The following is a 13919-nucleotide window of genomic DNA, read 5'->3' on the forward strand; positions in this document are numbered from 1 at the left end:
GTTTTAAAGCCTTTTTAGCGTTCGCGCAGCGCTTGCCGGAAGGCGGTCAAATAGGGATCAAGAAAATACTCATAGACAGACCTTGTCCCGGTCTGAATGGCGCATTGCACCTGCATGCCGGGGATCAAGTCATAACGCAGATCGCCCTTTGCGAAATGATCGGCTTCGGTCTCCACGCGCACCTGATAGTAGGGCGATCCGTCGTCGGTCAGATGTGCATCGGGGCTGATGGCTACGACCTTCCCGGTCAAACCACCAAACCGCAGGCCATCGGCCGAGGCCAAGCGGACAATGGCTTTCTGTCCCTCGTGGACATAGCCCACATCGGCGGTTGGCAATCGGGCCTCAATCACCATGCGGTCGTCGGATGGTACGACTTCGGCCACCACCATGCCGGGACGGACCACGCCGCCCACATTGCGCATATGCAAAGTCTTGACCACGCCTTCGGTGGGGCTGCGCAAGACCGTGCGTTGCAGACTATCCTCCGCCTTGCGCAGGGCCTCGACCAGTTCCGCGGCAGCCACCTGCACTTCTTGCAGTTTCCCTCGGGCCTCTTCCACAAAGGCCTGGCGGAGAGCCGTGCGCCGGGTACGGGCTTCTTCCAGCGCCGAGCGAGTGCGCGGCAAAAGCTGGTCATCTTCGGCGATCTTGCCCTTCAGGGCAGCGGCCTCGCGTTCTAAGTCCAAGTGCTTGAGGCGGTTGGTCAAATCGAGCTTCAGAAGTTTGCGGCTGATCACCAATTGCTCATTCAGAAGTTTGAGATTGCGCCGATTGCCTTGCAGGCGGGCAGAGACTTCACGAACCTCGAATTGGCGCTGCTCGATGGCCTGATCCTGGGCCTTGAGCTGGCCATTCAGCCGCGACTGGCGGGCCTGAAACAAGGTTTGCGCCCGATTGATCAGGGCCGGACGGGTGGTGGTTAGGGGCTCGGGGAAGGTGACGCTATCGTCTTCGTTGGCTTCCGCCATCAACCGGGCCAAGTCGATCCGATGGCCATCCAGTCGGACCTGCATGCGTGCCACGTCGGCGCCGCTGGTTGTGGTTTCCAAGACCACCAAGGGCTGGCCTTCGGTGACTTTGTCCCCTTGGTCGATCAGCAATTCTGCGACGATGCCGCCCTCCAAGTGCTGAACTTCCTGCACATGACTGGCGGGGACCACGGTGCCGGTGGCATTGCTGACGATATCCAGCTTGCCGTAGGCCGCCCAAGTCGCCACGACGCCAACCAGAGCCAGGCAGGTGAACAAGAACAGATGGGTGGCGCGGTTGCTGCGCCAAGGAGGCGGGGGCGGGGTGCGGGCCAGGCTCATGAGGCTGTCCCCCCCTGTTGCGACGGCGGCCGTCCGGTCACCCTTAGGATCTTCGGTACCGGCTTGCTGTCTAAGTCCAGGATCAGGCGGGCGCCGCGGACAATTACCGGATCGTCGGAGGCGATGATCAAGGTGCGCCCCCGTTCCGCCAAGCCCTTGAGAAGCCCATATACTGCCTGCCGCCCTTCCGCGTCGAGGCCCTCGGTGGGATCATCCAGGACCACCACCAGGCCATCTACCGCCAACGCCCGGGCCAGAGCCAGGCGCTTGCGAATGCCTGCAGCGAGCCGACGGCCGTTGTCGAATATGATGGTATGCAGGCCGTCGCTGCTTTCATTGACGAAGCGGCCCAGGCCACAGGCGCCGATCAAGGCGCTGACCGACGCATCGTCCAGATCCGGATTGGCGGCTTTCAGATTGTCGAGCACGGTGCCATCCAGGAACCGGGGTTCTTGCGGCACATAGGAGATCTGCCGTCGCCACCAGACCGGGTCCAACTGACGGAGATCAACGCCGTCAGCCTGAATATGACCCCGTTGCGGTTCGATGAGGCCGACCAGCAAGCGGGCCAGGGTGCTCTTGCCCGCGCCGTTGCGGCCTCTCAAGAGCAGCACCGAGCCCGGCGCCAAATCTAGGTCCAGCTTTTCAAACAGCGGCGAAGCGGCACCGGGAAAGCCAAAGGAGATGTCTTTCAGTCCGAGACGTCCCGAATAGGGCGAAAGCTGCACGCCCTTTTCCGGTTCCACCGGCAACTGGGCCAAGTCGGCGATGCGGTTCAGGGCCTGTTCGGCACGGACCAGGGACTCCCCCAGTTGGGCCAGCCGGGCCACCGGACCCAGAGCCCGCGCGGCCAGGATATTGGCACCAATCAAGGCGCCCACGTCCAGTTCGCCCCCCACCACCAAGGTGGCGCCGGTGGCGATGATGGCGGCTCCCATGACGGCTTGTGCCGATTGAGTCAGGGCCTGGGAAACACCTTGGATGCTGCCGATCTTGCGGCGCAGGTTTGAAGCGGCTTCCAGATAGCGGCGCCATCCGGCCATCACATGGGCATGGCCGTTAAAAGCGCGGATACTGTCGGCCGTCAGGTCGGCGGCGGCAACCAGGGCCTGACCGGCGGCTTCCGTATCGGCCAGGCCCCGTTGCGGTCCCCGTTGCAAGCGCAGGCCGATGATCCCCAACAGGAGAACCCCGCCAACAAAACCCAAGGCGATCTGGCCGAGGAGCGGGCTGAGCACAAACAAGGCGCCAACGAAGATGAGCGCGAAGGGGATATCCATCAAGGTTGCCGTATTGGCAGGGGTGAAGGCGCTCTCCACCGCTTCCAAGCCACGCACCGCGTCCCGTCGCCGCTCCACCGGAATTTGGTCCAGAGCATCGCGGCGGGCGCTGACCAGCAGGCCGAAAGCGCCATGGGCCCGTTCCCGGTTGGCAGTGCCCAGCATGGCCTCGGCCAGGCGGTGACGGGCATGGCGGAATCCGAACTCCAGCATGATCGCCGCCAGCACCCCGGCGGTCAGGGTGGCCAGGGTGGAATCAACCCCATAGGACACATAGCGATTGAGTACCTGGATCACGAACAGCGGCGAGGCCAAGGCCAGCAGGTTGGCGAGTAATGAGGCGAGCAATAGTTCGGTGGCGATGCCGGGACGCGAGGCCAGGCGTCGGATCAACTCCTTCATGGCAGCTCCTCGAAGGGCCGATCCTCGTCCGGGTCGACCATCGGCGGCACGAATGTGTCATCCTGTTCGACCATCGGTTGGACCGCGTTGGGTCCATCGGCGTAGGGGTCCGGTTCAGGTAGGTTCAGGGGCTTGGCGACCTGTTCGACGAAAACCTCGGGAGTCAAGCGCCCGGTGGCTCGTAGCAGGGTGATTGCGGCGGCGACGGCGCCGGCCTCGGCATTGGCGGCATCGCTACGGGCATTGATCAAGGACGTTTCGCCAGAAAGGACATCGATCAAGGATCGTTGGCCGTAACTGCGTTCCTCGCGGGCCAATTCCAAAAAGGCGGCGGAGATTTCCGCTTGGGTATGGCGGGCGGCGGCGGTTTGACGCGCCTCATCAAGGGATTGCCAGGCGTTGCGGACTTCTTCTTCCACGTTGCGCCGTGTATCGCCCATGCGTCGGGACTGCGAGGTGATATCCGACTGAGCGGCGCGCAGGGTATTGACCGCGGTGAAGCCGAGATTGAAGGGGAAACTCAATTCCACCTTTGCCAGGGTCTCGCCCTTGAAATCCAAGGTACCGCCAACATTGTTCTTCCATTTCCGCTCGGCGATGGCCTCCAGTTTGGGAAAGAAGGCGTCTTGGCGGGTTTCCCGCAGATCCTGACGGGCGATGGCTTCGCTCAAGGAGGCCAGTTGCAAGTCGGTATTGTGGGCCGTCGCCAGATCGAGAGCGTCTTCGAGACTGATTGGAAGATGGCTGTCCGCGACGGTTAACTCAAACAGGGATTCCAAGTCACCGGGCAGCTGGTCAAAAACGGCCCTGTAGCGATTTTCCGCGCGTCTCATCGCACCTTCGGCGGCGATGCGGCGGGATTCCGCCTCGGCCAGCTGGGTCTTGGCCTGCAAAACATCGGTGGAAAGACCGCCTCCGGCCTCGACCCGGGCTTCCTCCAATCCGGTGGTATCAAGGATGTTGGCTTCGGAACGCTGGGCATAGAGCAACACCGTCGCCGATCGGCGCAGATCCACATAGGCGTTGGCCGCTTCCTCGATCAGATCCTGCCGGACCGATATGAGTGACACTTCCTGTTCCGAGATTTGCAGCCGCGTGCGTTCGATCCCGGCATAAGAGGCGCCGAAATCCCACAGTAATTGGGTCAGGCTGAGGTCGGCTTCCTGGAAGCTGGTGGAGGTCTTGGCCGCTTCGTGCTTGAGTTGGGTCTCCCAGCCGTAATTGGCGGTCACGTCCAAAGTGGGATAAAGCGGCGCAAAAGCGGCCTTGGCCCGTTCCTTGGCGGCGTCCAGGTCGGACCGCACCGCTTCGATCCGGTCATGGCGTTCAAGGACATCGCTCAGCAGATCGGAAAACGGTTCGGCGGCATCAACAGGGAAAGGGAGCACGATCAGCAGGCAGGCCACCAGCGCCAGTAGACGCGGATAGCGATAACCGTCCGAATATCGGTTCCGGCCTACCATCGGTTCAAACTTCCACCCATCTTTTTCCCGTATCAAGGTTGCCTTTTGGGGCAAACTCTGGTTTCCTTATAGTCCAAGCTCTTGAGAGGAAATAAGGCTTTTTATTCCCTGCCCTTAAAATAACCGGATAAATCATAATAATAAATGATCCGGTAAAGAGGGCCGGTTTTTGGCGCCTCATAGTTGGACGCGAGCGAGCTTGGACAATGGAAAAAGAACAAAATCAGGACTTTATGTCCGAAGGTACCACGGCTAGCGAAATCGAAGGCACTCAGGGAGAGACCTTGATGCCAACCGATTCGGGTGCCGATTCTATGAGTTCCCTGGAACTCTTGCTGAGCGGACTCGCCACGCAAGGGGGAATCGAGTCGGCCGTCGCCGATGTGGTGCAAGCCGCCTTGGCCGAGGCCCTGGCGAGCGGAATCCAACCCGAAGTGGCCCAACAGGCCTCCGATGCTTTCGTTGCGGCCCTTGTGGAAGCGCTCGGTGACGGTTTGTCTCCGCAAGCAGCCCTGGACCTTGCCAAAGGCATTTTCGTCCAGGCCCAGGCCCAAGCCGACCAGAATGCTCAAAACCTTGACGAAACCTGGCTAACAGAATTGTCCGGGCGCGACGCCGACGGCCGGACCGTGGATCAATTGAGTGAAATCGAGGTCGCGGATCTCCTGGAGGCCTCTCCCGATATGCTGGGCGAGGTGGCGGAAGTGTTCGCCCAGGTGCTGCGCGAGGCCTTGGCCCAGGGGAGCACGCTACAAGAAGCCTTGAGCGAAGCCCGCGGAGCCGCCGATGGCTTCTTGTTGAATGGTTTGGCCACAGCAGGCGGCGATAGTCTCCTGGCCGCGCTGGCCTCCGGCGAAGGCTTGGACAACGAATTCATGAATTCCGAGGCCTTCCGCGAAGCCCTCGGCGAGGCTTTGGCTTCTGGTGCCGACCTGGGGGTCGCTTTGGAATTGGCCGCCGCCGCACAGGCCCAATTGGCCCGGGCTGGCGAGGAAAGCGATCTTGAGCTGGATCCCGCCGCCGCCATGATCGCCGCGCTGGCCGAAGGCGAAGACGTGGACGCCACGCTGAACGACATGGTGCTGGCCGCGGGTGGCGATGGCGGTTATCTGGACGCCTTGGGCGATGCCCTGGCAAAAGGCCTGGGGGCCGCGTCCCTGGAAGAGGCCGGACAGACCATCAAGTCCATCGCGGAAGCCCGGGGCGATACGCAGTTGACCCTGTCGCAAGTGGATCAATTGTTGCAGACCCTGGCCACCGGTGGTGATGTGGCGTCGCTCATCCGCGACATGGGCGGCGATGTGGGTGCCTTTGAACAGGCTCTGGCCGAGGCTATGTCCAATGGCCAAAGCCTGGGCACCGCTTTGCCCAACGCCATTGCCGCTTCCCAGCAGGTGGTTGAATCAGAGGCTCTGGTTGATGAAGGGGGCAGCGATATCCTCAATGCCCTGGCCACCGGCAATGCTGATGGATTGAACGGCGGCGAGGATTTCGAGCTGGCATTGTCCACCGCTCTTGAGCAAGGGCAGGATCCGGATCAGGCGGTCACGGGGGCCAACGATGCGGCCCAGCAGATTGCCGATGCCCTGGATGGGGATACCGATACCCAGGTTGCCGCCAATGACACCGATGATGAGCTGGATACCTTTTTGGATGAGGGCACGGCCGCCGGAACCGAAGAGCCGGTTGTCGAGGAATTCGTCGACGACGGAACGGGAGATGACGAAGCGCTGCCCGATGAAGGGTTTGACGAGTTTGAAACAGCGGCGGGCGGGAACGATACACCCGAATCGAATGGCAACACATGGAACGGGCCAAGTTTCGGCGGCGACGGCCAGAACGGTGGTGGGCCTGGCAGCCTGATCGGCGGCTCGGGGAACGGAATCCCGACCACGACCGAATCAAGGGGTACGAATTCCGGCGATGACGGTGGCGACTCCGACCCGGGTGACACCACGACGCCCGACACGGCAACCACCCCCAATTTGTTGCCACTGGTCGCGGGACCCCTCGTGGTCAACAGCAATGAACAGAGCGGCGATCAGGACGTGGACTTGTTGGCGGGCGCTTCGGATCCGGATGGCGGCGGCGCGCTGGTCATCAGCAATCTGACGTTGGTCAGTGGGAATGGGGTCGGTGTAACAGTCACTGGCAGCGTCTTGACCATCGATACGGACGCCTATGTCTATCTCGCCGTCGGCGAGACCGAGGACTTGGTCTATACCTATGACATCACTGATGGCGATGGTGGCTCGGTGACCCAGACCGCGACCCTGTCGGTGGCGGGGGACAATGAGCAGCCGACGGTCAGCGGTGTAGTGACGGGCCCGAGCGGAGTGACCGAAGATGGCACGTCTTTCCAGATCGATTTGCTGCGCAATGCCTCCGATGAGGATCTTTCCGACGATTTGGATACGCAATCGGTTTCGGTAAACGCCGTGGGTGGGGTCCTCCCGTTGGCCCCCGTGGCTTTCACGGTTGACGATGGAACCGGAGAACTGGATCTGGATCCAGCTCAGTTCAACTACCTGGCGGTCGGCGAGAGCGTTGATCTCGAGGTGAGCTACAATGTTGTTGACGGCAATGGCGGCTCTGTGCCGACCACGGCCACGGTGACCGTCAACGGCGCCAATGACGGCCCGGCGGTCAGTGGTGTGGTGACGGGCCCGAGCGGAGTGACCGAAGATGGCGCGTCTTTCCAAATCGATTTGCTGGGCAATGCCTCCGATGAGGATCTTTCCGACGATTTGGATACGCAATCGGTTTCGGTAAATGCCGTGGGTGGGGTCCTCCCGCTGGCCCCCGTGGCTTTCACGGTTGACGATGGAACCGGAGAACTGGATCTGGATCCGGCTCAGTTCAACTACCTGGCGGTCGGCGAGAGCGTTGATCTCGAGGTGAGCTACAATGTTATTGACGGCAATGGCGGCTCTGTGCCGACCACGGCCACGGTGACCATCAACGGCGCCAATGACGCCCCAACGGTCAGTGGGGTCGTTGTGGGGCCTTCGGGAGTGACCGATGATGGGTCGGCGATCCAGATCGATCTGCTGGGCAACGCCTCCGATGATGATCTTTCCGACGATTTGGATACGGCTTCCGTTGCCGTCGCCGTGACCGGTGGGATTGCCCCGACCGACGCGGTCGTCTTCACCATCGACAATGATAGCGGCCAAGTGAGCCTTGATTCGACCCAGTTCGATTATCTGGCGGTCGGAGACAGCGTTGATCTTGAATTTTCCTATGACGTGATTGACGGCAATGGTGGATTTGTAGCGACCACGGCCACGGTGACCATCAACGGTGCCAACGATGCGCCGGTTGTCAGTGCTCCCGTCGTCGGTCCGACCGATGCGACGGAGCAATCCGCGGCCTATGAAATCGACCTGCTGAGCAATGCTTCGGATGTGGATCGGGGGGCGGATCTTGATACAAGCACCGTATCAATCTCGGTTTCCAGCGGTCCTTCGCCAAGCAACCCAGTCACCTTTGTTGTCGACAATTTGACCGGCGTCCTCACGCTTGACCCGTCGCAGTTCGCCTATCTTTCCGGCACCGAGTCGGTGACGTTGGAAATCAGCTATGACGTCATAGACAACGAAGGTGGGATTACGCCAACCACCGCGACAACGACCATTTCAGGCATCACAGCGGCCTACTATGCCTTTGCCGTCGCCGATGTGGGGACGGGGGCCGCCGATGAGATTCATGGTGGTTCAGCCAATGGGTTGACGGATTCCAACGTCCTGCGCATTGAATTTGATCCAGACAACATGCCCACCGCCGACCTATTGACGGTCCTGCAGGCCTACAATCAATCGGACACATCCGCCTACACGACGGATAGCCCCTATGCCATTGCCGACCTCAACATCAATATTTCCGGTTGGACCAGCATTGAGACCGTGATTGTGCGCGATGGGGTGGCCTATCCCATCGATACCGATCCGGCGGCCGTGTTCATTGGGACACCGGGCAACGACGACGGTGCGGGCGGGGGGCTGGATCTTGATCTTGCCAATATCCTGTACGGAGATCGGGGGTCCGACGAGTTCTCCGGTGGGAACGAATCCGATATCCTCGACGGCGGTGCCGGTCGCGATACCCTGTCAGGCGATGATGGAAACGACTTGCTGCAAGGCGGTGAGGACAACGACATACTCATCGGCGGCAGCGGAGATGACGTCTTTGGAATCACGGGCACCGATCAGGGCTTTGACGATTTTGACGGCGGCACGGGCTCGGATACCATTCTCGGCAGTCAAGGTGACGATACCATTGGTATTTTCGAGAGTTTTGGTCCCGCGGATTCGGTCGAAACCATTGACGGTGGTGACGGCTACAACGTGGTCGAAGGTAGCTATAAGAATAACCAGCTGGATTTCAGCGCCACCGAATTGCACAACATCGACCTGATAACCGGCGGGGCCGGAGTGGATGATATTATCGGATCCGATGGTGCGGATACCATCACCGGCGGAACATCCAATGATGTCCTGTCCGGCGGCGGCGGCGACGATGTTTTTCGCATTGACGGCAGCGCCGAGGGCTTCGATCTGTACGATGGTGGACAAGGCACCGACACCATCCTTGGCGGAGATGGCGATGATTCCATTGGCATCGACCAACTGTTTGATCCGACCCAATCCGTTGAAGTGATAGATGGCGGGGCCGGATACAACGTGATTCAGGGCAGCTTCAATACCGACGTGATGGATTTCAGTGCCACGGAATTGTTGAATATCGACCTGATCGACGGCGGTAGTCGCTCCGATACCATTATCGGATCGGATGGAGACGATACGATTTCCGGCGGTGTTTCCGATGACTCTCTTTCCGGCGGTGCCGGAAACGACGTGTTCTTGGTCAGTGGTTCGTCCGAGGGGTCGGATGCGTATTCCGGTGGCGCCGGTGTTGATACCATTCTCGGTAGTTCCGGTGATGACACCATCGGCTTATCTGGGACGTTCAACGCCACCAACGGCATCAATGTGATTGATGGCGGGGCCGGAACAGATGTTATTGCCGGATCTTCGAGCGCAAATATCCTGGACTTCAGTTCCACCGTTCTGACGAACATCGAGAGCATCGATGGCGGTGGTGGCAGTGACGTGATTACCGGAACGACCGGAGCGGACGTTATCGGCGGCGGCGCTGGCTCGGATCGAATCAATGGCGGCGGTGGGGACGACCAACTGTCGGGTGGCAATGGATCAGACACCTTTGTGTTTTCCAGCGCGGGCCATATCACCATCACTGACTATGCGACCGGGAACAACAAGCTGGATTTCGATGCGGTATTCGAAACCTTGGGAATCGACTCTGGTGGCCAAGTTGTCATGCTCGATGACGCGGGAGATGGACAAACGGTCCTCAGCGTCGCCGATGGGGCGGGAAACACCGCTGAGTCCTTGTTTACGGTAACCTTGGCGGATACCGATTGGACCCAAAGCCAAGCCGCGACCAAGATAGCGTCCAGCCGGGTTGTTGAAGATGCCACGGACACTGTCGCACAGGTGGATATGGGCCTGGAAGACAACCAAGCCCTGACTTTCGATGGCGTTGATGACATGGTGACCCTCGCCGATCCGGCGGCCCTGTCGCTGACCGGTGCGCTGACCGTCGAAGCCTGGATCCGACCCGACAGCCTGAGCGGCGATGCCCAGACCATCCTCGGCAATGATGAAATGGCTCTGCAATTGGATGGTGGCCTGTTGAACTTCACCCTGAATGCCGAGGGTCTGGATTATACCATTGCCTCCAACGGTGCGCTGAGCGAAGGCGAATGGATTCACATCGCCGGTGTCTATGATGGCACCAGTGGCGACATGTCGCTCTATATCAATGGCATTGCCCAAGATCAGACAGCCACGCCCGGGACTTCGGTCGATATTGGCGGACAGGCGCTGGAAGTGGGGGGGCTGGGCGGGGCATCCCTGTTCCAAGGCGCGGTGGAAGAAGTCCGGCTATGGAACGATGTGCGGAGCGAGTCCGAGATCCAAGACACCATGGGGCGTCAGCTCAATGGCGATGAAGCGGATCTGGCGGGCTACTGGAATTTCAACGAAGGCGGCGGGACAACCGTTGCCGACGGCACCGGCAATGGCCACGACGGCACCGTGACCGGCGGGGCTAAGTTCACCAACTTGTCGCAGCCCACCGTGGGACAGGGCGAGACCTACAAGGGCCTGTTGCTGGGTACCGATGCGGCGGGAGACTCGCTGACCTACGCCATGGCCGTGGATCCCGATCATGCCTCGGCCATGACTCTGAGTGGCAATACCTATACCTATGAAAACGACGGAAACAGTGCCGCCGACGATTCCTTTGCCGTCACCGTGACCGATTCCGCTGGGAATGAAACCACTGAAATCGTCCAGGTAGATATCACCTGATCGGGAGAAAAAGGGCGCCACCCAGGGGTCATGGACACTCATCGAAGCGTTTTCGTTGATTTTTCCGCGCCATGCGGGAGAATGGGGCCGAACGTCCGGTGAATTGAAGGGGCAAACGATGAGTGCGGGGTCGGCAGGCGGCGCGGGGCAATCCAAGCGACAGCGGTTTTTCTTGATCCTGCTGGCTCTCATAATATTGAGTCTGGTGGCGTCCCTGATTATTCGCGAGACGGTTCTCGAACAAGAAGCCGAGGTCTTTTCCAAGCTGGCGGTGGTCGGGCCCATGAGCGGCCCGGACTCCCGGATTGGGCAATCCCTCAGGCAGGGTACCGAAATCTATATTGATCAGATTAACGATAAAGGCGGATTGGACGGCCGTCGATTGGCGCTTGATGTCATTGATGACAGCGGTGCGACCGATGCCGTGGCTCAGCGAATTCGGGACATGGCCAAGGGGGATACCCTGGGTGCGGTGGGGCATTGGCGGGATGATCGGGTTCGGGCCTTGGCCCCGACCTATGCGGAAAGCGGCCTGCCCTTGATCGTTCCGGCGGCTCTATCCGAGCAGGTCCTGCCCGAGGGACCCATCTTCGGCACCATGTTCGGGCGCGAGCAAGAGGCGCGGTTTTTGGCCAACTACGCCCGCAACGTGCTGGGCCACAAGCTCATGTCCATCATTCAGGACGTGGATGAATACGGGACCTCTCTGGCCGAACCGTTCGAAGCCACTTACCGCCGTTTCGGAACGGCCATCCGCTATAACTGGCTGTTTGATTCCAGCGCCACCGATCCCATGCCGCAACTCAAGAGGATCGTCGAGGAATTGAGCGAACGCAAGGATGCCGGGGCGTTGTTCCTGGCTGTTCGGGGCGAACATGGCGCGGCCCTCGTGCGGATGATCCGCGATGCAAGGCTGAAAAACGTCATTGTCGCTCATTCGGCCCTGAGCACGCAGAATTTCATGGAAGCCGTATCGGCGGGCCTTCCCAGCGGGGCGGACAAGGCCCGCTATACGGACGGAATCATGGTCTCCACGCCGCTGCTCTTGGATACAGCCAATGAGCAGGCCCAGGCCTTTGCCACCCGGTACCGCGACCGCTATGGCGCGCCGCCCGATTGGGTGGCGGCCTATGCCTACGAGGCGGCGCACCTGTTGGTCAGCGGCCTGAAATCCGGAGGAGAAGAAGTGGCCTCCAAGGCGGTGAAGGATCTGCGTAAAACGGTTCTTTCATTCCTCGAAGACATGAAGATCGAAGGCAACGAAGTCGGCGGCATCGCCGGGTCCCGCGGCTTCGGCGAGGATCGCCGCAGTCGAACACCGGTTTTGATCGGGGCCTACAATGGTCTCGACATGGTCTCTGCCCTGACTCAGTTGCAGCCAATCACCTCATATGGCCGCACCAATTACATCGGCGAATTGCGCAAGGGCAAGGTGCTCTATGTGAATGACCGGTTCATGTACCGCACCAACGTGGTTTACACCGGCATCGACCTGAAAGACGTCTCCGAGATTTCCATCGAAGAGAACGCGGCACAGATGGAATTCGTCATCTGGTTTCGCTATCGGGGCAAGTTCGAACCCAACGATGTGGAATTCACCAATGCCGTTGAGCCCATTGAGCTCAAGGAACCCATCGACGAGCAACAGATCGGCGACATGACCTACCGGGCCTATCAGGTTTCCGGCAAGTTCTTGCTTAATTTTACCGAAACAGACCGTTTTTACGGCTCCCATGTGTTGGGTGTCAGCCTGTCCCACCGCAAGCTCAATCGCAACAATCTGCTTTATGTGGTCGACGTGCTGGGCATGAATTTACAGGGCGAGGATTCGGTGCTCGACCAGATCACCCGTCGCCAGGCCATCAACCCCAACATGGGTTGGGTGTCGGAGCGGGCCTGGCTGTCGCAGGATATCTCGCGGCGGGGTACGCTGGGCGATCCGGCCTATGTGGGTTACACCACCAACGCCCCGGAATTCTCGCGCATCGATCTGGGCGTGCTGATCAAGCGTGGCGAGGTGCAGGCGCGTGATTTTGTGCCCGCCGAATACTTCGTATATGTAGGCGTTTTTGGGCTGCTGGGCAGTGTGTTCGCTGTCTGGATGGACCGCAAAAGCAAGCGCCGTTTCTGGTTCGTGCAGTCCTGGTTCCTGCGTCTGATTTCCTGGCCTTTGCTGTTGACGGCGGCGGGAAATCTGGCGTTGCAGAATGCCTTTCATCGCCTTGATGGCTATTACATCGACATCATTGTGATGGCCTATGACATGCTTTGGTGGATCGTACCGGCACGCATCGCCGCGCTGGCCTTGGAGCGATTTATCTGGCTGCCTTTGGAAGAGCATACCGGGCGCACCATTCCCAACGTGGTTCGGGTCTTCGGCTCGGTGACCCTTTATTCCCTGGCCGTCTTCGGCATTATCGCCTTCGTATTCGATCAAAAAGTAACCTCTCTACTGGCTACTTCCGGTCTGTTGGCCATGATTGTCGGCTTGGCCATTCAAGCCAATATTTCCAATATTTTCTCGGGTATTGTGTTGAATATCGAGCGGCCCTTCGCTGTGGGGGACTGGGTCCAGATCGGCGAGATGGAAGAAGGCCGGATCATCGATATCACATGGCGGACCACCCGGGTGCAGACCCGCGCCGGCTATGTGATCAGTGTACCGAATGGACAGGTGTCGGAGGCGGGTGTTCATAATTTCGATTCCGGGCCCGTGGTCCGTCTGGAAATCGAAGTGGAGGTGGATGCCCGCTATAACCACGACGTCACCGACGATATCATGACCCGCACCGCTGAGAAGTTGCCCTATGTGGTCAAGGATCCGCAGCCGGAAGTACGCTTCACCGGCATGAAATGGAATCTGGGCTGGGTGGCGACCTACGAGGTGCAGATCTGGATCGAGGATTACGGCATCCGGGAAGAAGTGGTCGAGGGAGTCCATGTGACTGTCTGGGACGAGCTGATTGCCAATGGCATCTATCCGTCGCCGGACACTCTTGAAAAAGGTTTCCTGCCGAAGTTCGAAGATTTAAAGCCGGATAACAGACCGGTTGAAGAGCATTGAGG

At 59.9% G+C, this 13919-nt stretch carries 5 protein-coding genes; 2 read left to right on the top strand and 3 right to left on the bottom strand.

What is annotated here, in order from left to right; translation table 11 throughout:
• Positions 1-14 precede the first annotated feature (14 nt).
• The 3 genes from MGMAQ_RS06140 to MGMAQ_RS06150 are packed head-to-tail and all read right to left on the bottom strand — an operon-like array spanning position 15 to position 4458.
• On the bottom strand, positions 15-1313 hold the full coding sequence (locus tag MGMAQ_RS06140; protein ID WP_046020846.1) for an HlyD family type I secretion periplasmic adaptor subunit: 1299 nt from the start codon (positions 1311-1313) through the stop codon (positions 15-17).
• The gene (locus tag MGMAQ_RS06145) at positions 1310-2995 is read right to left on the bottom strand and encodes an ATP-binding cassette domain-containing protein (protein ID WP_046020847.1); all 1686 of its coding nucleotides are present in this window, start codon (positions 2993-2995) and stop codon (positions 1310-1312) included. Before MGMAQ_RS06145 ends, MGMAQ_RS06140 begins: the two co-directional genes overlap by 4 nt.
• Positions 2992-4458, bottom strand: a complete 1467-nt coding sequence (locus MGMAQ_RS06150; protein WP_148560870.1) for a TolC family protein — start codon at positions 4456-4458, stop codon at positions 2992-2994. The genes MGMAQ_RS06145 and MGMAQ_RS06150 overlap by 4 nt, the downstream gene beginning before the upstream one ends.
• Positions 4459-4691: 233 nt before the next feature.
• Between MGMAQ_RS06150 and MGMAQ_RS06155 the strand changes: the two genes are divergently transcribed.
• Entirely contained in the window at positions 4692-10853 is a 6162-nt protein-coding gene (locus MGMAQ_RS06155) for a LamG-like jellyroll fold domain-containing protein (RefSeq protein WP_158498798.1), read from the top strand.
• A gap of 118 nt (positions 10854-10971) precedes the next feature.
• Positions 10972-13917 (top strand): ABC transporter substrate-binding protein, encoded by a 2946-nt coding sequence (locus MGMAQ_RS06160; protein ID WP_046020850.1) that lies wholly within the window; start codon positions 10972-10974, stop codon positions 13915-13917.
• Positions 13918-13919 lie beyond the last annotated feature (2 nt).

The sequence above is a fragment of the Magnetospira sp. QH-2 genome (assembly GCF_000968135.1).
Lineage (GTDB): Bacteria > Pseudomonadota > Alphaproteobacteria > Rhodospirillales > Magnetospiraceae > Magnetospira.